General features: G+C 73.3%; 20 protein-coding genes. 10 read left to right on the top strand and 10 right to left on the bottom strand.

Annotated features, from left to right (window positions below):
• The first annotated feature begins 2 nt into the window (after window positions 1–2).
• The 3 genes from LZ495_RS29925 to LZ495_RS29915 all read left to right on the top strand — a co-directional run bounded on the left by LZ495_RS29925 (window position 3) and on the right by LZ495_RS29915 (window position 2,378).
• Entirely contained in the window at window positions 3–416 is a 414-nt protein-coding gene (locus LZ495_RS29925) for a DUF742 domain-containing protein (protein WP_235056070.1), read from the top strand.
• The gene (locus tag LZ495_RS29920) at window positions 397–1,035 is read left to right on the top strand and encodes a GTP-binding protein (protein ID WP_372498665.1); all 639 of its coding nucleotides are present in this window, start codon (window positions 397–399) and stop codon (window positions 1,033–1,035) included. The genes LZ495_RS29925 and LZ495_RS29920 overlap by 20 nt, the downstream gene beginning before the upstream one ends.
• Window positions 1,036–1,151: 116 nt before the next feature.
• Window positions 1,152–2,378 (top strand): styrene monooxygenase/indole monooxygenase family protein, encoded by a 1,227-nt coding sequence (locus LZ495_RS29915; RefSeq protein WP_235056086.1) that lies wholly within the window; start codon window positions 1,152–1,154, stop codon window positions 2,376–2,378.
• On the opposite strand, the gene LZ495_RS29910 is transcribed toward LZ495_RS29915, so the two are convergent.
• The 3 genes from LZ495_RS29910 to LZ495_RS29900 all read right to left on the bottom strand — a co-directional run bounded on the left by LZ495_RS29910 (window position 2,375) and on the right by LZ495_RS29900 (window position 4,508).
• Window positions 2,375–2,821 carry an anthrone oxygenase family protein gene (locus tag LZ495_RS29910; RefSeq protein ID WP_235056069.1) on the bottom strand — a complete coding sequence of 149 codons (447 nt, stop codon included), beginning with the start codon at window positions 2,819–2,821 and terminating at the stop codon, window positions 2,375–2,377. The genes LZ495_RS29915 and LZ495_RS29910 overlap by 4 nt on opposite strands.
• Window positions 2,822–3,057: 236 nt before the next feature.
• Complete coding sequence (locus tag LZ495_RS29905; RefSeq protein ID WP_235056068.1) at window positions 3,058–3,906, bottom strand: maleylpyruvate isomerase mycothiol-dependent enzyme family protein; 849 nt, start codon at window positions 3,904–3,906, stop codon at window positions 3,058–3,060.
• The gene (locus LZ495_RS29900; RefSeq protein ID WP_235056067.1) at window positions 3,903–4,508 is read right to left on the bottom strand and encodes a sigma-70 family RNA polymerase sigma factor; all 606 of its coding nucleotides are present in this window, start codon (window positions 4,506–4,508) and stop codon (window positions 3,903–3,905) included. Before LZ495_RS29900 ends, LZ495_RS29905 begins: the two co-directional genes overlap by 4 nt.
• Before the next feature lie 155 nt (window positions 4,509–4,663).
• On the opposite strand from LZ495_RS29900, the gene LZ495_RS29895 reads away from it, so the two are divergent.
• From LZ495_RS29895 to LZ495_RS29865, 7 genes are all read left to right on the top strand, one after another.
• On the top strand, window positions 4,664–5,722 hold the full coding sequence (locus LZ495_RS29895; RefSeq protein ID WP_235056066.1) for a glycoside hydrolase family 18 protein: 1,059 nt from the start codon (window positions 4,664–4,666) through the stop codon (window positions 5,720–5,722).
• A gap of 285 nt (window positions 5,723–6,007) precedes the next feature.
• Complete coding sequence (locus tag LZ495_RS29890; RefSeq protein WP_235056065.1) at window positions 6,008–9,415, top strand: tetratricopeptide repeat protein; 3,408 nt, start codon at window positions 6,008–6,010, stop codon at window positions 9,413–9,415.
• 47 nt (window positions 9,416–9,462) lie between these two features.
• Window positions 9,463–9,864, top strand: a complete 402-nt coding sequence (locus LZ495_RS45025) for a hypothetical protein (protein ID WP_235056064.1) — start codon at window positions 9,463–9,465, stop codon at window positions 9,862–9,864.
• Window positions 9,865–9,919: 55 nt separating this feature from the next.
• Entirely contained in the window at window positions 9,920–10,492 is a 573-nt protein-coding gene (locus LZ495_RS29880; protein WP_235056063.1) for a nucleotide exchange factor GrpE, read from the top strand.
• Between the two features lie 3 nt (window positions 10,493–10,495).
• Window positions 10,496–13,015, top strand: a complete 2,520-nt coding sequence (locus LZ495_RS45020; protein ID WP_235056062.1) for an Hsp70 family protein — start codon at window positions 10,496–10,498, stop codon at window positions 13,013–13,015.
• The gene (locus tag LZ495_RS45015) at window positions 13,012–13,416 is read left to right on the top strand and encodes a tetratricopeptide repeat protein (protein ID WP_235056061.1); all 405 of its coding nucleotides are present in this window, start codon (window positions 13,012–13,014) and stop codon (window positions 13,414–13,416) included. Before LZ495_RS45020 ends, LZ495_RS45015 begins: the two co-directional genes overlap by 4 nt.
• Before the next feature lie 58 nt (window positions 13,417–13,474).
• A complete protein-coding gene (locus LZ495_RS29865) occupies window positions 13,475–14,440 on the top strand; it encodes a hypothetical protein (protein ID WP_235056060.1) in 966 nt (321 codons plus the stop codon).
• Between the two features lie 45 nt (window positions 14,441–14,485).
• On the opposite strand, the gene LZ495_RS29860 is transcribed toward LZ495_RS29865, so the two are convergent.
• From LZ495_RS29860 to LZ495_RS29830, 7 genes are all read right to left on the bottom strand, one after another.
• The gene (locus LZ495_RS29860; protein ID WP_235056085.1) at window positions 14,486–15,148 is read right to left on the bottom strand and encodes a response regulator transcription factor; all 663 of its coding nucleotides are present in this window, start codon (window positions 15,146–15,148) and stop codon (window positions 14,486–14,488) included.
• Between the two features lie 14 nt (window positions 15,149–15,162).
• Window positions 15,163–16,629: a sensor histidine kinase gene (locus tag LZ495_RS29855; protein WP_308268664.1), complete on the bottom strand. Its 1,467-nt coding sequence runs from the start codon at window positions 16,627–16,629 to the stop codon at window positions 15,163–15,165.
• Between the two features lie 135 nt (window positions 16,630–16,764).
• Window positions 16,765–18,726: an ABC transporter permease gene (locus tag LZ495_RS29850; RefSeq protein WP_235056059.1), complete on the bottom strand. Its 1,962-nt coding sequence runs from the start codon at window positions 18,724–18,726 to the stop codon at window positions 16,765–16,767.
• A gap of 3 nt (window positions 18,727–18,729) precedes the next feature.
• Window positions 18,730–19,506, bottom strand: a complete 777-nt coding sequence (locus LZ495_RS29845; RefSeq protein WP_235056058.1) for an ABC transporter ATP-binding protein — start codon at window positions 19,504–19,506, stop codon at window positions 18,730–18,732.
• A 355-nt stretch (window positions 19,507–19,861) separates the two neighbouring features.
• Window positions 19,862–20,170, bottom strand: a complete 309-nt coding sequence (locus LZ495_RS45470; RefSeq protein WP_235056057.1) for an Rv1322 family protein — start codon at window positions 20,168–20,170, stop codon at window positions 19,862–19,864.
• A gap of 47 nt (window positions 20,171–20,217) precedes the next feature.
• Window positions 20,218–20,667: a hypothetical protein gene (locus LZ495_RS29835; protein WP_235056056.1), complete on the bottom strand. Its 450-nt coding sequence runs from the start codon at window positions 20,665–20,667 to the stop codon at window positions 20,218–20,220.
• A 122-nt stretch (window positions 20,668–20,789) separates the two neighbouring features.
• Entirely contained in the window at window positions 20,790–21,350 is a 561-nt protein-coding gene (locus LZ495_RS29830) for a hypothetical protein (protein WP_235056055.1), read from the bottom strand.
• Between the last annotated feature and the right edge of the window lie 13 nt (window positions 21,351–21,363).

Genomic DNA, 21,363 nt, shown 5'->3' with positions numbered 1-21,363 from the left:
CCATGGCCGCTGACGACGGGGGACGCAGCACGGTCGGAGGCCGCTCCGCGCGCGTGCGGCCCTACGCACTGACCCGGGGGCGCACCCGGTACAGCCACGTCCTGTCGGTGGAGACCCTGGTCACCACGCTCGACTGCGACGAGGCCGATGCGGCCGCCGGCGTGGTCGACGTGGCCCGCCTGGAGACCGGCCGCAGCGACATGCCCGAGGTCCGCGCGATCATCGAACTCTGCCGTGGCGTACGCTCCGTCGCCGAAGTGTCCGCCCTGCTCGACCTCCCGCTCGGCGTCGTCCGGGTGCTCATCGGCGACCTGGCCAACCAAGGCCGCATCAGCGTCTACCAGACCGCCGGCGACGGCGACGGACCCGACCGCGCACTGCTCGAAAGGCTGCTGGGTGGACTACGCAGACTCTGACCCCGGTACGGCCGGACGTTCCGTACCTCCGCTCGCCGTCCCGGCGCCCCGCCGGGCCGCGGACGGCATGCCGCCGATCACCTCGACCAAGATCGTGGTGTCCGGCGGCTTCGGGGTCGGCAAGACCACGCTGGTCGGTTCGGTGTCGGAGATCGAACCGCTCACCACCGAGTCGGTCATGACGGTGATGAGCGAGGCGACCGACCGGCTCGACGGGCTGCCCGACAAGGTCACCACCACGGTCGCGCTGGACTTCGGCCGCGTCACCCTGGAATCGGACCTGGTGCTCTACCTGTTCGGCACACCGGGCCAGGGGCGCTTCCAGTTCATGTGGGACGACCTGGTGCGCGGCGCGGTCGGAGCGGTCGTGCTCGTGGACACCCGGCGCATCGAGGAGTGCTTCCCGGCCGTCGACTACTTCGAGCGCAGCGGAATGCCGTTCGTGGTCGCGATCAACACCTTCGACGGCGCCCCGGTGTACCCGGTGCAGGACCTGCGCGACGCGCTGTCGCTGCGCCCGGAGACGCCGCTGATCGCGTGCGACGCCCGCGACCGGCAGAGCTCCGCGAACGCGCTGGCCACGCTCGTGATGCACGCGCTGCAGATGGCCACCCGCTGACCGGACGCGGCCCCTGCAGCCGCGTTTCCCCGTGCGGTCCATCTTCTTGCGGTGCATCTTCTTGCGGTCCCCTGCGGTTCTCTTGATCCTTGCCAGTCCACGGAGGCGAGTTCGTCGTGCGCAAAGTCCTGATAGTCGGCGCCGGGCAGGCCGGCCTCATGCTCGCCCTGGGGCTCCAGTCCCGGGGCTACGAGGTGACGGTGGTGTCGGACCGCACCGCCGAGGAGATCCGGACCGGGCGGGTCTTGTCCACCCAGTGCATGTTCGGCAAGGCCCTCGCGCACGAACGCGACCTGGGCCTGAACCTGTGGGACGACCGGGCGCCGCGCGTCGACGGGCTCGGGGTCTCGGTCGCGGGGCCGGACGGCAGCCGTCCGATCGACTGGGTCGGGCACCTGGACGCCCCCGCGCAGTCCGTGGACCAGCGGGTCAAGATGGCCGCGTGGCTGGACCTCTTCACCGGGCGCGGCGGCAACCTGGTGGTGCACCCGGTGTCGGTCTCCGACCTGGACTGGTACGCCGGCCGCTACGACCTGGTGCTGCTGGCGGCGGGCAAGGGCCCGCTGGCCGGGATGTTCGACCGGGACCCGGCGCGCTCGCCGTACGACAAGCCGATGCGGTCGCTCGCGGTGGCGTACGTGGAAGGCCTCGCGCCGCGCCCGGAGCACGACTTCCCCGCAGTGCGCTGCAATTTGGTGCCGGGGGTGGGCGAGCTGTTCGTGATGCCGGCACTGACGCTGTCGGGCCCGTGCGACATCTTCTTCTTCGAGGGCGTCCCCGGCGGGCCGCTGGACGCGTTCCAGGGCGTGCGCGAGCCGGAGGCGCACCTGGAGCTGACCCTTGCGCTGATGAAGCAGTTCGTCCCGTGGGAGTACGAACGGGCGGCGAACGGCGTGCAGTTGGCCGACGAGGGCGCCACGCTGGCGGGCCGCTACGCACCGACGGTCCGCAAGCCGGTGGTCGAACTCGCCTCCGGCGGGCTGGTGCTGGGCGTCGCGGACGTGGTGGTCGCGAACGACCCGATCACCGGCCAGGGTTCGAACAATGCGGCGAAGTGCGCGGCAGGCTATCTGGCGGCGATCGAGGCGCGGGGCACGCAGCCGTTCGACCGGGCTTGGATGGAGCAGACGTTCGAGGACTTCTGGTCGGTGGTCGCGCCGGTCACCAAGTGGACCAACGCCATGCTGGCCCCGCCGCCCCCGCACGTCCTGAACCTGCTCGGCGCGGCCGGCCAACTCCAGCCGGTGGCCGACCGCTTCGCGAACGGGTTCGACGAACCGGCGGACTTCGAGTCGTGGTTCTACGCCGAGGAGAAGGCGAACGCCTATCTGGCGTCGCATTAGGCGAGCGCGGCCGCCAGCAGGGCGAAGGCGCCGGTGATGACGGCGATGCGGGCGTAGTGCCAGCGTTCCCAGCGGTTCAGCTGCTGCTTCCAGTCCGCGGGCCGGTTCTCGGGGGTCCACGTCTTGTTCCGGTTGTTGATCGGGACGAGCAGCAGAAGCGACATGGCCACGCTGAGGACCAGGAGTGCGGCGGCGGTGACGACGAGGCCGGTGCCCTGCTCGTCCCATCGGGCGACGGCCCAGACGGCGCTGAGGGCAAGCGAGCCGATGTACCAGACCGGCATGGCCGCGCCGAGCATCCGGCCGCCGTGCGCGTGGCCGAGCTGGCCGGCATCGCCGGGCAGGGCGTCGAGGATCGGCTTCATGACGAACACGACGGAGCATTCCACCCCCACCATCAGCCCGACGACCACGATGGTGAGCACCTCGAATGCACTGAGCATGACGGTTCCTTCAGGGTTTCGGGACGGCGGGCCCACCCGGCTTTGCGATGCACCGGCCGGGCAGGCGGCACGCTCGGGTGCCGGAGCCGCCGAAGGCGATCAGGTGATCGTTCGGCGATGACTCCATGGTGGATTCCCGGACCCGCGGGCATAAGAAGGCACTCGGAAGTGCGTAACCCCTCTCGCGGTACGAGAGGGCCGGTCACGCCGACGCAAGCAGCGGCCGCGTCACTCCCTCACAGGATCGCCATCGCGGCGATCGCCGCCAGGGCCTGCTCCGCCGCGTCCGCGTCGCCGTCCGCCCGCACGGCGATCTCGTCCGCCCGCCGGTTGCCGCCGAGAAGCCGGCAGAAGTCCGAGGTGCTCATCGTGAGTTCCGCGGCCACCGGGCCGACGCCGAGCCGGGCGTCCGCAGCCCCCGGGCCGGTGAGCGCGAGCCGGGTCTGGGCCGGCAGGTCGGCCTTGGAGAGCATGGCCAGGCCCAGGCCGACCAGCAGCGCCATCGACTCGTCGGCGGGCTCGGGCATCGGCCGGCCGACCGCGCGCCCGATGTCGTCGCCGTGCAGCCACGTCTCGAAGCCGCGGGCGAGGAACGCGTCCGCCAGGCTCATGCGGCGGCCCGCGTACTCGATCGCGGTCTCGTCGCGGTCCCGGGCGGCCGGGCAGCCCAGCAGGCTGCGGGACTGGGCGCGCCAGGCGTGCCAGCTCATCCGGAAGGGGCGGCCGGAGTGCCGGGACAGCACGTAGGTGCTGCGGCCCGCCCAGCCCGCGCCCGGGCTGCCGGGGATGTCCGCCTCGGCGAACAAGCCCTCGTAGCGCGGCAGCGGGACCGCCTCGGGCACCCGCGCCGCCGCGCACAGCGCACCGTCGCCGGCCATCAGGTGGACCACGGTCCGCTGCACGTCCCAGTCGTGCCGTACCGGGAGCGCCCACTCGTCGGCGGTGAGGCTGCGCAGCATCGCGTCGAGGCTCGCCACCGCGTGCGCGTAGGCGCGTGCGTGGGGGCCGGTCTGCACGGCGGGCGGGCGGCGGCGTACCGCTTCGCCCATGACCCGGTCGCGCAGTGCGGCCGGCAGCGCGTTCATGTCGTCGCCCCCGTCCCGTCGTCCTCGGCGGCCGCTCGGCCGCCGGTCGGCGCGGTGTCGTCCGCCCACGCCCACAGCCCGTTGCGCACGCGCTCCGCGACGACCGTCTCGCCGAGGCCGAGCTTCGCGGCCACCTCGCGGTACGTCAGGCCCTGGAAGTAGGCCAGTTCGACCACGTCGCGCAGTTCGGGCGCCAGCCCGGCCAGCGTCGCGGCGACGGCGCCGTCCGCGGCGAATCCGGCCGTGCTGTCCGTGCTGGCTGTGCTGTCCTTGCCAACGGATTCGGAGCCGGCCGCCCGTGCGGATTGCGCCGTCTGCGCGGCGCCCCGCCGGACCACCGCGCGCCGGTGCGCGCCGGCCACCAGCCAGGCGCCCAGGGACCATTGCGCCGGGTCGTAGTCGTAGGGACGCTCCCACAGCGCGACGAAGACCTCGCACGTGATGTCCTCGGCCGAGGACTCCTCGCGGGTCACCCCCAGCGCCACGCCGAACACGAAGTCCGCATAGGCGTCGTACAGCCGGCCGAGCGTCTGCTCGTCGCCGCGCAGCAGGCCGCGATGGTCGGCCTCGTCGTCGCGGCTGTGCGGAACCACCCCCACCACGGCCACCACCCTTGTCCGGCACGCCTTTTGGCATGCTCCGATGCTGGTCGGGCAATGACGTTACGCCGAGCGACGCCGTCGCACCAGGGCAGAGCCCCACACGGTGCGGCGGCTGGTTCGGCAGGCCCGTACCCGATACGGCAGGATGCCCGGCAATGACCGAACGCCCGCCACACCCGACCCGAATCCGCCGGATCCTGCGCGTCGCCTTCGCCGTCGTGGCGTCGTTCGCCGTCGCGGTGCTGATCGTCGTCATCGGGGTGCTCACCACGCTGCGGCTGCAGTACACCGGCTCGCCCGGGGAAGCCGACCGGTCCCGCGGCCGCGATGCGCTGTGGCTCGGGCACGCCTGGCTGGACGGCCGCAAGGGGCCGGCCGATCTGGCCGCGCTCGGCGACCGGTTGCGCACCACCGGCGTGCACGACGTGTACGTGCACGCCGGGCCGCTCGAGAACGACGGCAGCCTCGATCCGGCGCGCTACCCGCAGGCGCCGTGGTTCCTGGCCGGGATGCGCACGGCCCTGCCCGGCGTACGGGTGCAGGCCTGGCTGGGCAACGTGGTCGGACCGGCCGACCCGGCCCGCCCGGACCGCCTCGACCTGAGCCGCGGCCCGAACCGGGACCGGGTGGTGGCGTCCGCCGCGCAGGCGCTGGACGCCGGCTTCGACGGGGTGCACTTCGACCTGGAGCCGATGGGCGACGGCAACACCGACTACCTCGACATCCTCGGCCGGGCGCGCGATGCGGCGCACGCCCGCGGCGCGGTGCTCTCGGTCGCGGCGCACCAGATCGAGCCCGCCGGGAACCTGGTCGACCTGGCCCGGCTCGGCGGCGCCGACCGCACGAAGTGGTGGACGCCGGGCTACTTCACGGCGATCGCGTCCCGGGTCGACCAGATCGCGGTGATGGCCTACGACACCTGGATGCCGACCCGCGGCCTCTTCGGCGGCTATGTCACCCGGCAGACCGAACTCGCCCTGGAGCACACGCCGGAGCGCACGGACCTGCTGATCGGGCTGCCGTTCTACCACGACGACACGATCGGCCATCACGAGAACGCCGAGCGGGCCGGGACCGCGGCCCGGGCCGTCCGGATCGGCCTGGACGCGGCCGGCTCGGACCGCCGGAACTTCGGCGTGGCGCTGTACGTCGACTTCGCGGCCACCGAGGAGGACTGGGCGGCCTACCACCGGGAGTGGATGCGGCAGCCGTAGCCGGGGGCTGTCATCCGACCGGCAGGATGCCCGGCTCTTGCTGCCCGACGCGCACCGGCACCCGCGGGGGCGTTCGGCCTTTTGCCGCAGGCGAGTTCCGTGCGGGACTTCCCTCTGATCGCCGCGATCCTCTGGCCGGGACGTGCATGCCCGCGGATAGCCTGCAACTGTGGACCACCGCGGGAGCCGCCAGGCCGACGAAGGGGGAGGCATGCCAAGGACTTTGGCCGGCCACGACGACGTCTGCGCGGTCGGCGCGCGCGGTCCGCTGCGGAGCGCGGGCTGATGGCCGGGCTCTTCGACGGCTTCATGCGGCTGGGCGACGACCCGGCGGGGCACGATGCGGCGCTGGACCGGGCCGACAAGAGCCGGGAGAAGAACCAACTGGACCGCGCCCGCAGACTGTACGAGCGGATCGTGGCGACCGCCGACCGGCTCGGTGTCCCCGAGCCGCTGCGGGAATCGCGGCGGCGGGCACTGGCCGCCCTCGGCGAGATCGCCTGCCAGGAGGCGCGGCCCGCCGAGGCGGCCGCATGCGCACACGAACTGGCCCAGGACCCGGAGGGTTTGGCCCCGGCCGTGGCGGTGCTCGCGGCGGCGGCCGCGCTCGATCCGCAACTCGCTGCTCCCCTGGCCGAGTTCCGTCACCGGCTGGGGCGCTACCGGTTCGCGCACCAGCGCTATGCCGAGGCGGCCGACGTGCTGTCCGCGATGCCGGCCCGGACCACGCCGCAGACGGAGCTGCTGGGCCGGTCGCTGGCCAGGATCGGGCATCTGGAGCGGGCCGCGGCCGTGCTGGAGCAAGACCCCGGCGCGGCGGCCACGCTCGGCCACGTGCTGGTCAGGGCGGGCCGCCTGCACGATGCGGCCGCGGCGTACGACCGGGCCGAGCAGACGCCCGAGGTGCTGCTGCACCGCGGTGACGTGCTGCGCCGGATCGGCTTCCCGGACCGCGCGTTCCGCGACCTGGAGCAGGCCGGGGCGTCGGCTCCGGCGTCCTACGCGCAGGGCCGGCTCGCGCTCGGCGAGCAGGACTACGAGAGCGCGCGGCTGCACTTCATGGCCGCGCTGGTACGCGACCCGGGGCTCGAACAGGCCCGCTACGGGCTGGGGATGGCGTACGAGTTCGAGGGCGAGCACGCCAAGGCCTACGCGGAATACCGCACGATCGCCGGAGCCTGGCCGGGGCTTCCGGAGCGGCTGGCGGCGACGGCGACCGCCGCCGGTGAGCCCGATGCGCGGCGGCGGATCGAGGCACTCGGCGATCCCTACCTGGTGGGGCTGGGGCTCGCCCGGTCGGGCCACGGGCAGGACGCGCTCGACCGGTGGGCGGAGATGACGGCGCTGCCGCCGGCCGCGGGAGTCGGCGGCGCCGCGGGCCGGCCGACCCGCGGCCCGGGCCGGTCCGCCCCGGCGAGCCTGCCCGGCGACCGGGCCGCCACGCACGACGCGCTCGCACGGGACGCACTGGCCGGCGGGGACACCGGGGAGGCCCGGCGGCACTGGCGCCTCGCGGCCGCGCTGCTCCCGCAGGAAGCGTGCTTCCGGGAGGCGCTCGGCGAGACGTACGTCCGCGAACTGGCGGCCGAGGACGTCACCGGCGAGCGGCTCGGCGTATTGGTGCACGAGGCAAAGCAGTTCCTGCCCGAGGACCCGCGCGTGCACCGCCACGCGGCGCGTGCAGTGCTGCTCGGCGGCGACCGCGAGGCGATCGCAGCAGAACTGCGGACGCGCTTCGAGGGGCCGCTCGCCGGCGACTTGGATCCGCGCACGCAGCGGTGGCGGGCGGCCGCGTACCTGGCGTCGGGGCGCACCGACCAGGCGGTCTACTTCTTCGAGGCAGCCGGCGCCCCGCAGCCGTACACCGACGTGGCGCGGCTGCGGCAGTCCGTCCAGGAAGGCGACCACGACCGGGCGGGCTCCCTGTGCGCCGGACTGCTCGCGGACAGCGGTGCCGCGGGCCGGTACGCCGCAGCGGTGGCCGCGCTGCTGGCCGCCGATGTCCGCAATCTGGCACCGGACGAGGCTGCCGAGGGACTGCACCGTGCGGCGCTCCTGGGCGACGGGCAGCCGTACTTGCCGCTGGTGCGGGCCGAGCAGGCCCGGCTCGCGATGGTCCAGGGCGACGACGCGACGGCCTTGGCGGCGCTGCAGGCGCTGGATGCCCTCAAGGCCCGGGCCGGGCTGGGCACCAAGGGCGGGCCGCCGGTTCCGGCTGCGGTCGCGGCGGCTCTGGAGAGCATCACGGCCCCGCCCGGGCTGCGGGCCGTGCTGCTGCAGCGGGCGGCCGGGCGCGCCTCGCGGGAAGGGCGGCACGCGGAGGCGCTCGCGCTGATCCAGGAGGCGCTGCGTACCGCCCCGCGCTTCAACGTCATCTGGTCCGCGGCCGTGGTCGCCGACCGCTGCGCGCGCAGCGGCCGGGCGTTCCCGGGGATCTGGCCGCTGCTCGGCGGCACGTGGGTGGCACTGCTGCATTCCGACGCCTTCTGGCGCTACCTCGGCCAGCGCACCGGGCGCAGCGCGGACGAGGAACGCACGGAGCGCGCCCGGGCGTTCCACGTGGAGCGGCTCACCCAGCTGGTCCGGGAGCGCGGCCACGAGGACCCGGAGGCCGCCCGGTTCGCGGCCACACTGCGCCTGGAGCTCGCGGTCGCGGCCCGGATCCGGCAGCTGCCCGCAGCGCTGGAGCCGAACGCCAAGGTCATCGTCAACGGCCCGCTGCTGGCCGACGCCCTGGACGCACTGGGTGCCGACGGCGAGGGCATCCGCGACGGTCTCGCCGGGCCGGCCCGGCACGACGAGGAGCTGCGCCGCCTGCTGAGCCCCGAGGGCCGGTACGAACTGCTGCTCGCCGAGGGCGACCACGAGCGGATCATCGCGGAGCTGACGCCGTCCGCGGTGACCGCCGGCAACCGCGTCTTCCTGGTGCGCGCCCTGACGTTCAAGGGCGTCGACCTGCACGCCCGGCGCTCGTGGGCGGCGTGCCTCGACCACTTCGAGGCGATGGACAAGCGCATCGGGCAGGTCGGCGGCCAGGAGGACAAGGTCGCCGACGCGGCCACCGAGCTGGCCCGCTCGATCCTGGCCGACCACGACGACTACGACGCCGCGGTGGCGGTGCTGCGCCGCGGCCGCAAGCTGGTCCCAGGCGACGAGCGGATCACCGAAGACCTGGCCGCGACGTTCAACCGGTGGGCGGCGTCGAAGAGCGCGGAAGGCGACACGAGGAAGGCCCACCAGCTCATCACCACGGCGCTGGACTACGCCCCGGACGCCCCGCTGATCCGCCGCAACTACGTGGTCAGCACGGATAATTACGTCGCCAAGATGGTCGAGGACGGCAACCTGCGCAAGGCCTGCACGGTTGTCGAGGAGGCCCGGAAGCGCGTCGACGATCCCGTGCTGACCCAGCGCCTCGGGGTGCTGCGGCACAACCTCGGGGTGCAGCTCACCAACCAGAGGCGGTTCGCGGACGGGATCAGCGAGTTCGAGCAGGCGCTCGCGCTCGATCCGGATCCGGTGGTGCGCCAGATGATGGCGCAGTGCTACGGGCTGTGGGCGAGCGACGCGTTCGAGCAGCGCCACATCACTGCGGCGCTGGAGCGCATCCACAAGGCGATCCGGCTCGATCCGGACAACGTGACCTGGTACCGGCTCAAGATGCTCATCGAGCAGGGGCGACTCGGCCTCTGACGCCGATCCGCGTCCCCGCAGGCAGGCGAAGATCCGCGAGGAGGAGCGTGGCCGAGGAATCCCTGTACGACCTGCTCGGCATCGGGCCCGATGCCGACGACAAGGCCGTGTACGCCGCCTACGTCCAGGCCGCCCGCACCGCGCGCGACCGCCGCACCGAGCTGGGCCAGGCCCGTCAGGAGCTGCTCCGGAACCGGCTCGAACACGACGTCCTGTACTACTTCGACGCCGAACTCGACGATGAGACACGGGAGTCGCTCGGGCCGCCGGGCGAGGTCGACTTCCTGGCCCCGGAACTGCTGCCGGTCCCGGACACCGGCGACATGTTCGGTTCGACGGCCGCGGAACGCGCCGCCGACATCCGCCCGCTGCCCGTCGCCCCGGTCGGCCTCGCGGCGTTCCCGGGGCCCGACCCCGGTCTGCTGCCCGATCTGGAACCGCCCTTGTGAGGCCGCGCACGGCGCGGCGGAGTCGGAGGCACAGGACGTGGACAAGGAGGCACCCGTGACCGATCCGCTCGCGGTGGTCGAGGAACCCCGGGCCGGCGGCGCGGACGTCCCCGACACCGACCTGTATGCCGCGTACGCCCGGCAGTTGCAGCGCCGCGCGACCGTGGAGACCCTGCTCGACAAGGAGCGCAGCGCGCGGGCCGGCGAGCGCCGCGAACTCGTCACCGGGCTCCTCGACGTATGCGATGCGCTCGATGAAGTCCTGACCCGGCAGCTGCCCGCCGACGCGGTGATGGGGTCGTCCCGCGGGCTGGAGCGGCTGCGCGAGAACATCGAGGCCACGCAGCGGCTGCTGCTGCAGAGGATGCGGCGGGCGGGCGTCGAGCGCATGGCGCTGGGCGCGATCTCCGATGCCGAGCGCTGCGACGTGGTGGACACCGAGGACGACCCGAGGCGGCCGGAAGGCACGATCCTCCGGGTGGTGGCGGCGGGCTACTGGCTGGGCGACGACGTCCTGCGGCCGGCCAAGGTCGTGGTGAGCCGGCAGCCGCTCGAAACCGACCTCCCCACCGACCTCTCCGCCGAAATCCCCGACGGCAGCCCTGCCGACGCTCCGGAAGAAGGATGACCTGTGCAGCGCACTCTCGGCATCGACCTCGGCACGACGAACTCGGTGATGGCGTACCTGTCGCGCGGTGAACCGAAGATCCTGCTGAACCGCCAGAACCGCGACTCCACGCCGTCCGTCGTGGCCCTCGGCCGCCGCGACGAGTTGCTGGTCGGCGCCCCGGCGCGCGGCCGCGGCACCGACGCGGTCACATCCGTGAAGCGGTTCATGGGCCGCCGGTTCGACGACCCGGAGGTGGCCGCGGCGCTCGACCGGGTGGCGTACCGGATCGGGCGAGGCGCGGACGGGGACGTGCACGTGCGGCTCGGGGCGTACGACTACACGCCCATCGAGATATCCGCGATGATCCTGCGGCGCCTCAAGCTGGACGCCGAGCAGCGCACCCACGAGCAGTTCAACCGGGCCGTCATCACGGTGCCCGCGTACTTCGGCGAGCGGCAGGTCGCGGCCACCCGGGAGGCCGGGCGGCTGGCCGGGTTCCACGTGCTGAAGATCATCAACGAGCCGACCGCGGCAGCGCTCGCGTTCGGGCTGGCCGCCGACCCGGGGCAGGAGCCGCGCACGATCCTGGTCTACGACCTGGGCGGCGGCACGTTCGACATCTCGGTGCTGCTGCTCGTGCAGGGCATGATCGACGTGATCGGCATCGAGGGCGACAACCTGCTCGGCGGCGACGACTTCGACGACCTGCTGCGGCACCGGCTCGCCGCGGAGGCCGAGCGGGAGCACGGCGTCGCGCTGGACGGCGACCTGGTGGCCACCACGCGGCTGCGCACCGCCGCGGAGGAGGCGAAGGTCGCGCTGTCCGACCAGCTGGCCACCGAGGTGGTCCTGCCCGCGCTGGGGCGGCAGGCCGTCACGCTGGACACCGAGGTGACGCGCGAGCAGTTCGAGAAGCTGGTCTCGGGTGCGGTGGACCGCACCATCACGCTGGTGCGGAAGGCGCTCGCCGAGGCCCACCTGGACGTCGACACGGTCGACCAGGTGCTGCTGGTCGGCGGCTCCACGTCCATCCCGCTGGTCGAGCAGCGGCTCGCGGAGGTGTTCGGCGCCGAGCGGATCCGCAAGGACGTCAATCCGATGCAGTGCGTGGCGGTCGGTGCGGCGGTCCAGTCGGCGCTGTCCGCGGAGATCGAGTGCCCGGCCTGCGCCGCGGTGAACGACCTTGCCGAGGAGTTCTGTTCGTCGTGCGCCGGATCGCTGGTCGGGGCGCCGAAGACGGACTGCGCGACCTGCCACATGCCGGTGGACGTCGATGCGGCGTCGTGCGGCAAATGCGGCACTGCGCTCGGCGGCGCGGGTACGGGCGCGGGCGCTCCGGTGCACAGCGCGCCGACCGTGAGCGTCGCCAAGCTGTGGACGTGCGACCAGTGCGGCAAAGCGAACGCCCCGGAGAGCAAGTCGTGTTCGGTGTGCGGTGAGGGGCCGGCGCGCAGCGAGGGCCTGCGCTGCCCGGCCTGCGGGCGCGTCAACCCGCCGGGCGTCCTGGACTGCGTCTCGTGCGAGCAGCCGATGCCGATCACCGATCCGCAGGACATCACCCCGAAGGACCTCGGCGTCGAACTCGACGACGGGCGGATGAGCGTGGTGATCCCCAAGGGGACCAACTACCCGACGACGTCCCCGGTTTCGCGGGACTTCCACACCTCGGGCGCGGGTGCGACGCGGCTCGAGGTGTCCGTGTACGAGGGCTCCCACAACATCGCGGAGCGCAACGAGCTGTGCGGGCACGTCAACGTCCAACTGCCGCCCGACCTCCCGGACGGCACGCCGCTGACCATCTCGTTCGGGCTGTCGTCCGACCGGACCATCACCGTCTCGGTGCTGGTCCGCACCCCGGGCGCCGAGCCGCACGTGGTCCAGCTGCAGCGCTTCGGGCGGCTGGACCCGCAGAAGAAGGAGGTCGTGTCGGCGGCCCGCGAGGACCTCGTGCGCTTCCTGGACACCCTCGAACAGGAGCTCACCGACCGCGAGCGCGACGAACTCCGCTCTTCGCTCGCGCAGTTGGAGCACATCCTGCTGGAGGGGCCGGGGAGCGAGCCGATCGAGCCGCTGATCAAGCGGATCCGCGAGCAGCTGCGCTTCGCCACCGAGATCCGCTACGCGGCGGCGCGGCTCGCGATGATCCTGCACTGGACCGGGAAGTACCTGACCGCCGAGCAGCAGTCCCGACTCGAACTGCTCGGCGACCAGCTGGAAAGGGCGCGCGAGCAGGCCGACTGGGTGGCGGGCCTGGCCATCGCCGAGCAGGTGCAGTCGACCATCGACGGCCTGCCGCCCATCGTCGCGATGATCATGGAGATGCGCACCGTCGCGGCTCAGGGCTCCGTTTCGCCACGGCTGTCCCACCAGATCGCCGAACTGACCGGCAACCTGGACGACGCCGCGGACCGCAACGACCGGGTGGCCCTGGAGCGCTACCTCGACCAGGTGCAGCCCTTGTGGACGGCCGCCGCGGAGGAACTCGGCGACCGGCGTATCGGGCCGCAGGGTCCGGCCAAGCCCACGGACCGCCTCAAGTGACGGCCCCGATCACGGCGGCCGCCGCCCCCGCCCGCCGGTCCGCACCGGGCGTCACCTGCCCGGTGTGCCGCGTGCCGCCCCACCCCCGCACCTTCACGTGCCCGGACTGCCGCGAGGACCTCGCACCGCTGGCGTTCCTGCGCTCGCGCGCGGACCGCGCGTACAACCTCGGCCTGGACCTCGCCAAGCACGGTCTGGGCGAACAGGCTGTGGCGGCGCTGGAACTCGCGCTCGCGGACGACGGATCCTTCGTCGACGCCCTGGTCGTACTCGGCAAGGTCCACGCCCAACTCGGCAACGAAGCCGAGGCGCGGGCCGCCTGGCAGCGCGCCCTGAAGGCCGCCCCCGACCACCCGTCCGCCACCGCCGGCCTGGCCCACCTGGACCGCTTGGCAACCTGACCCCGCAAAGTTTTAGAATACCTTCTCTAATACGTCGCCCCGCTGCCACACTGCGGCCATGCGTATCCGCGCGGGCGCCGCCCGGCATGGGTTCACCGCATTGGTCGCCGCCACGGCCTTGTCCCTGCTCGCCACGAGTTGCTCGTGGTTCGGCTCCTCGGGCCCTTTGCCGGACCGGCCCGGGGAGTCGGATCTCGTCCGCGCACTCGGCCTCCTGCCGTGGTCGGACGAGTCCGAGGCCGGCTACGGGGACGGCACGGCCCTGCGCGAGCTCACCCGCGGCGGGTGGGAGCGGTTCCTCTTCGTCATGCACCTCGGGGCACCGCCCCTGGGGGAAGGAGATTTCAACAGCGACTTCAACTCGGACCGCGCCGCCCTGGGCTTCGACCGCACGGACGTCACCAAGGCCGTCCGGCTCGACCACGGCACCCGGCTCTTCGGCCGCTTCGATCCGGACGCGATACGCGCCGCGACCGAACGCCGCGGCTACGTCGCGCACATCCGCGACGGCGTCCTGTTCATGGAGCGCCCCGAGGGGGTCTCGGACCGGGGGGCTGCCGTACTCCGGGTCACCAAGACCGAACTCCGTTACGGCCACGACCTGTCCACCGTGGAATCCATCGTCCCGACAGGCGAGACCCTCGCCGACAGCGAGCCCTACCTCGCCACCGCACGATGCCTGGGCGACGTCTACTACGCGCAGTTCTCCGCGGATCCGGCCACGCCGAACTACACGGTGGCGGCCCTCGGCGCCCGCAGCGACTGGAAGAACGCCCTCACGGAAAGACTGTGCATCCAGGCCACATCCCCGGACGCGGCCAAGCGGATCGCCGCCGCCCTCGGCGCCGAAGCCCGGTCGCTCGACGGACTTGGGGAGGTCACCCTGCCCGACGCGACCGTCGAGATCCGCCCTGGCACAAAACCCGTGGTCGCCATGACCTGGCCCAATGGCGACGAGCATGCCCCCGGCACCATCGAGTGGTGGACACTCGGCCGCATCCTGTCCCGCGCGGCGCAGGCCTGACCCCTTCGGCGCCCCGGAGCACCCAGGGGGCCGGGCACCGCGCGGTCAGCCCTCGCCGAGGCCCGTGGCGGGACCGTTGCCCGAGCCGAGATACGCCACCACGGCCAGGACGCGGCGGTTGGTGTCGTCGTCCGACGGCAGGCCGAGTTTGGTGAAGATGCCGCGGACGTGCTTGGCGACGGCCGGCTCCGAGATGCCCAGCGCGCGCATGATCGCCGCATTGGACAGGCCTTCCGCGATCAGCGCGAGGACTTCGCGCTCCCGCGGCGACAGTGCGGCGAGGGGTTCCGCGCGGCGGCGCAGGAGGCGGGCGACGACCTGGGGGTCGACGGCGGTTCCGCCTGCTGCGACGCGGCGGAGGGTGGCGGCGAAGTCGTCGACGTCGACGATGCGGTCCTTGAGCAGGTAGCCGATCGCCCGGCCGCCGCCGCTGGTGAGGAGTTCGGCGGCGCCGTCCGGCTCGATGTACTGGCTGAGGACGACGATCGGGAGGGCCGGCCACGTGGCGCGCAGCGCGAGTGCGGCGCGCAGGCCCTCGTCGGCGTACGCCGGGGGCATGCGGACGTCGGTCACCACCAGATCGGGGACGCTTTCGCGGACGGCGGCGGTGAGCGCGGCGCCATCCGGCACCGAGGCCACCTCGAACCCGAGGCGTTCCAGCAGCCCGGTGAGTCCGGCGCGGAGCAGCACGGAGTCTTCGGCGAGGATGAGGCGCAGGGTGTTCAGTGTTCGTCCTTGCTCTCGAGGGGCCGGGATTCCCGGGAGATGCGCGAGTCGGGCAAGTCCGGCGGGTCCTGCGGCGCGGGGCAGGGGATTTCCACCCGTACCAAGGTGGGCCCACCGGGCGGGCTGGACACGCGGAGCGTCCCGTCGACCACGGCGACCCGGTCGGCGAGCCCGGTAAGGCCGGTGCCGTCGGAGATCCGGGCGCCGCCGCGGCCGTTGTCCTCGACGTCCACGGTCAGGCGTCCGCGCCGCAGGCCTGCGGTGATGCGTATGTCGTCGGCGCCGCTGTGCTTGAGGGCGTTCGCCAGTGCCTCGGCGGCGGCGAAGTAGGCGGCGGTCTCCACGGCTTGCGGCGGACGGTGGGGCAGCCGGATGTCGGTGCCGACCGGCAGCGGGCAGAACTCGGCGAGTTCGCGGAGTGCCGCGCCGAGCCCGCGATCGGTCAACGCCTGCGGGTGGATGCCGCGGATCAGCCTGCGCAGGTCGGCCATGAGCGTCTTGGCCTGATCGTGGGCCCTGGCGACCGACTCCGCAGCCGGGGAATCGGCCGGAAGGTCGAGCCGGGCCAGGCCCAACTCGAGGGTGAGTGCGAGGAGTTGCTGCTGGGCGCCGTCGTGCAGGTCGCGTTCGATGCGGCGGCGCTCGGCGGCGAACGCGTCCGCGAGGCGGGACCGGGAGCGGGTGACCTCGACCAGGCGTGCGGCCAGTTCGTCGCGGCGGCGTTCGACGAGCGACCGCATCAGCACGGCCTGCGCGTGGGCGAGGACGGTGAGGCCGAAGGCGCCGAGGACGGTGCCGGCCAGCCCGGCCGCGGCGTACGGGAGCGCTCCGGCGACGCTGCCGGTCTGCCCGACGACGAGCGCTACCGGGCCGCTGCTCATCGCGACCAGGAGCGGAGCCGTCAGCCAGGCCAGGCACATGAGGGCCCAGACCAGCGTGAGCGCCGCAAGCACGGTTCCGGCCACTGCGGCGACGTATCCGGCGGCCACCTCGCGCCAGGCCTGCGCGGTGGTGTACCGGTCGCGGAACAGGGCCGCGGGAGCGCGGGGTTCGTCGTCGCGGAAGTCGGCTGCGGCCGGAGTCAGGACGCGGAGCCTGCGGCGTTCCAGCGCGGCCAGCGGGACCGCGGCCAGCGGTGCGACGCCGGCCGTCAGGAGGGCCGCAAGCAGGAGGAGGACCGCGGGGCGGGCGGCGTCGCGCCAGGAGGAGATGTCGTCCAGGCTTGCCGCCGCCATCGCGGCCGGTGCCGCGAGCCCGCCGAGGACGAGGAGGGCCAGGAGGCCGGACGGCAGGCCGAGGACGACGTACCCGACCGCGCGGGCCACCTGGGGGAGGAGGGCGCCGGAGGCCGGGGGGCGCCTTCCGGTCCAGGGCAGGGTTCCGGTCCAGGACGGGGTTTCGGACCAGGAGCCGCCGAGGCGGGCGGGGCGGCTGGGGCTGCCGGATCGGTCGGGCTGCGGCACGGCGGTCCCCCTCAAGATCGTTTTCGGTCGGACCGTGAACGGTACACATCGGGACGGACGGGTCGATGCGGCCGGTCCCCTCTGCTTCCGTCCCGGCGTCCGGCCGCACTCCGGCTGCGGACGGCCGGCCGATCCTCAGGTCCGCGCGGCGGCCAGCGCAGCCGGGCGCTCCCGCGTCGCCGCCCGCGCCGTCAGCACGGCCGCCCCGACCGTGACCGCGAACGCCCCGAGCACCGTCGCCGCCAGCGTCCCCCACGGCACCACGACGATCGCCGTCCCGGTCGCCGCCGCCGTGCTCTTGGCCATCCCCGCCATCCCGGCCGCCGCGACCAGGCCGCCGAGCACGAGTCCGATCGTGGCCACCGCGCAGGCCTCGACGACCGCCATCCGGACGACCTGCCGGCGTTCGAGCCCGCTGAGCCGGGCGACCGCGAATTCGGTGCGGCGTTCGGCGGTGGCGATGACCAGGGCGTTGATCACGCCGATCAGCGCGTAGACGCCCGCGAGGCCGAGCAGGACCGCGAAGACCTTGTCGTTGCCGTCCTGTTGGACGTCGGCTTTGCCTTGCGCCCACTGGGCCACGCTCTCGGTGTCGCCGATCCCCGCGGCGCGGATGCGCTCCGCGACTTCATCGACGGAGGCCCCCGGCGCCACCGTGACGATCGACTCCCCGGGGGCGGCGGCCAGCAGAGCGGTCGGCAGAGCGTCCTTCGCGATCAGGAACTCGTCGCCGATTTCCAGGGTTTCCGGCAGGACCGCGACGACCCGCAGAACCCGTTCGACGCCGTCGGCAGTGACCGTCACCGTGTCGCCGACGCGCGGCGTGGAGAAGCCCTCGGCGGACACCGCGGGACCGACCGCGACGGCGTCGCCGTGCAGGTCCGCGAGCGAACCCGACGTCGGCGCGAGCGTACGCGCCCGCTCGTACGCGGCCCCGTCCACCGCGACCACGCGCTCGTCGAACGTGTGCGGCCGGGCGGCGCGCGCACCGTCCTTGCGTACCTTGGCGGTCACCGACGCGGGCACCGCCAGCTGGGACGAGACGTCCGCAACACCCGGGATGCCGGCCAGCCGTGCCGCCGACGCGCCGTCCGCGGACGTGACGACGAGGTCGCCGCGCGTCAGGCGTTCCTGCTCGACGCCGATCGACCGGGCCAGCACGCCCAGCGCGCCGGACAGACCGAGCACCAGCGCGACCAGGGTGATCAGCGGGGCCGCGACCGACGCGTTGCGGCGCGCACCGTCACGGATGTTCGCCTCGGCCAGCCCGCCCAGCAGGCTGCGCCGGAACACCAGCCCGAACAGCCGGGCCACCAGCGGCACGACCAGCGGGCTGAGCGCCGACAGCGCCACCGCGCCGACCACCGACAGCGCCATCGCGATGGTGATGGCGCCGATCGGATCGGCCGCCTGTCCCCCGGCCACCAGCAGCGCCGACAAGGCCAGGCTCAGTACGCCCGCACACCAGCGTCCCGGCGTCATGACCCGGGCGGCCGCCCCCGTGTCGGCCATCGCCTCCAGCGGACGGACGCGCCCCGCCCGCCGGGCCGCGTTCCAGGACCCGAGCAGCGCGATACCGGCCCCGGTGGCTCCCGCGGCGAGCACGGCGCCCCAGTTCCAGTACACCGGCTGGAATCCCGCGGGTACGAAGCCGACTTGTTCCAGCACCCGGGTCTGGATCCACGTCATCACGACACCCAGCGGAGCGCCGCACAACGCCCCCGCCGCCCCCAGGACCAGCGATTCGGTCACCAGCAGCCGCCGCGTCTGACCGCGTCCAGCACCCAGCAGGCGCAGCAGCGCAAGGTCCCGGCGCCGCTGCGCGACCGCGAACGAGCAGGTCGAACCGACCACGAAGACGGCAAGGAAGACCACCAGCGGGGCCTGAAGGCCCATCACCACCGACGCGCCGACGAAGCCCTCGCGCATCTCGTCGCGCTCCGCGGCGGACAGCCCCGCCGGGATGACGGGATCCGACACGGACGTCAGCACATGCAGCGACGCCTGGACCAGCGCGACACCCAAGGCGATGGCTACCAAGGCCCCGGCGAAGAGCTGCCGGCGGTCGCGCAGCGTACTCAGCGAAAGCGTGAACACGGCTCAGACCTCCAGAGACGCAAGGCGCTCGGCGACACGGCGCGCGGACGGCCGCTCCATCCGGTCGACCACCCGTCCGTCGGCGAGGAACACCACCGCGTCCGCAGCCGCCGCAGCGATGGGATCGTGCGTGACCATGGCGATCGTCTGCCCCGCCCCGTCGACCATCCTCCGCAGGAGACTCAGCACCACCCGAGCGGACGTCGAATCCAGCGCCCCGGTCGGCTCGTCCGCGAACAGCACCTTCGGCTTGGCGACCATCGCCCGGGCAATCGCGACGCGTTGCTGCTGCCCACCGGACAACTCGCGGGGCCGGTGCCGCCCCCGGTCGCCGAGACCGACGCCATCCAGCGCCCGCCGGACCTCCGCACCACCCACCCGCCGCCCGGCGAGCCGCAACGGCAGTGCCACGTTCTGCTCTGCGGTCAGCGACGCAACCAGGTTGAAGTTCTGGAAGACGAACCCGACCGTGTCGCGCCGCAACCTCGTCAGCCGCCGGTCGTCCGCCCCGGCCAAGTCCTCACCGAACAACAAGACCTGCCCGGCATCCACGCCGTCCAGCCCCGCCGCGCACTGCAGCAGCGTCGACTTGCCCGACCCGGACGGCCCCATCACCGCGACCCACGAGCCCGCGTCCAGCGTCAGGTCCACCCCGTCCAACGCGCGCACCCGCGCCTCGCCGGTCCCGTACGAGCGCACGACCTGCCGCATCTCCAAGGCGACGTCACCCGCCCGCGCAGCCTGCGAACCCTCCGCCCGATCCAGCAAGTTCTGCCCCATGCCACCCTCCCGGTGCCGCCCCGCCGCCGTGGTTCAGGCGGTACCGAAAGTCCATCAAGAGGAGCGGTCCAGGACACTGCGGCAGACAGCCGGATCCCAGGTACACCCAGGTGTACCCCGTGGCCGACAGGCACGACACCGCCGCTGGCGTCCCAGAGCTTGACCAGCGGCAGGCCACTGGCCGAACGCGCCGCCCGACAATCGGCTATCCCGCGATTCGACGCCCGGTCCGGCACTCGACAGCCCGGTTCAACGTGGCACCCGGCATCTGACGGTTCCTCGGCTCCATGCCCGAGTCGGACGCCCGACTGCCCGGCCGCTCCACCCCAGGACAGAAGCCCGACCACCCCGCTGCTCAACGCCCGGGCCGTCGCCCGATCCGCCGATGCCCCCGGTTGTTCCAGCAGGCCCGATGCCAGTGCCGCCGGTCCTCCACGGTCCCGACCCCGTCGGCTCGCCACGCGACCACATGCGGCACTCCCACCGCGATCTCGTGATCGCAGCCCGGGCACCGGTAGACCTTCGTCGCCGCCGCCCCGCTCACCGGCCGGACGACCCACTCCCCGTCCGCCCCGGACTCGCGGTCCTCAAGCCCGAACCAACCCCCGGAGCCCCCCTCGGGCTCAGGGCGTTCAGGACGCGGCGGACGATTTCGACGTGGCACCCCCCAAGGCTACCGACCCGGCCACACCCACCCGCGGCCACCACGCCCTACCCCGCTGCCCGCACGCTGACCGCACCCGACCGCCGCGCCTCCCCCGCCACCAGCACAGCGAACGACATCCCGGCGAGCATGAACCCCGAGACGCCGAACATGAACCGCAGGCCGCCCTCCTGCACGTCCTCGTAGGTACGCCGCGACACCTCGCGTACCACGACCTTGCCGCTCCGATCCTTGTCGGAGACGTAGTACCGCCCGTCCCTGACCTCGTGCGCCTGCCCGTCCTTGGACAGCGGCACCACCGCACACACCGCGAGAACCACCCCCGCAGCCCCCGCCCCCAACAGCCCCGCCTTCACCCACCGCGCCAACCCCCGTGCTGCCTCCCACTGGTTCCCGGGCACGAAGCCCGCCCTCGCCCGCACCAGCACAGCCCCGCCGAACCCGAAGACCAGCACGACAACCACCACCACCGGCCATTTCGCCCCAGCGAACGGCACGACCCCTGGCAACCAGACGATGCAGCCCAGCGCACAGCAGCCAGCCGACACCCCGGCCATCGCTCCGGCAAGCCACCGATAACTCCGCCCCATATCCCCCAGTCCCTCGCGACCACCAGGCCCTACACCAGGGCGCCCTCGCTCAGTACGCCCTCCACGTTCATCCGCTGCGCCTCGCCGGCAACGAGCGCCAGGCACGCCGCGATGACGAGAAGTCCTCCCGGGACACCCAGCGCCGCGCGCAGGCCGTTCTCCCGCGCGTCCTCGTACTCCGCACGGGACACCTCGAACACCGTGGGCCTGCCGTCCACCTTCTGACCGCTGTCGGCCGCGAAGTAGCGCCCGTCCTCGACCTTTTCCGGCCGCGCGCCGCCATCCAGTCCGACCGTCACGGTGACCGCCGCGCAGAACACCGCGAGCCCGAGCAGTCCGAACCATCCCTTGCCCGCAAGCATCAGCCGCCAGACGGCGTCCACCCCGCGCTGCCCGTAGGCACGGTTCACCAACACCCGAACCACCGCAGCCAGGAACACCAGGGCAGCCAACACCCACATCACCGCGCCCGGCCACGTCGCCCCGGTGAACGGCGCCACCCCCGGCAACCAGGTAAGCCCGGCCAGCCCGAGTGCCACCATCCCCAACCCCGCCGCAACCCCCGCATGCCACAGGTAGCTCCGTTCCATGGCTGCCACCCTG

This window comes from Yinghuangia soli (genome assembly GCF_021502675.1).
Lineage (GTDB): Bacteria > Actinomycetota > Actinomycetes > Streptomycetales > Streptomycetaceae > Yinghuangia > Yinghuangia soli.
The sequence above is the reverse complement of the archived record's forward strand: the minus strand, read 5'-3'. Positions and strand labels throughout refer to the sequence as shown.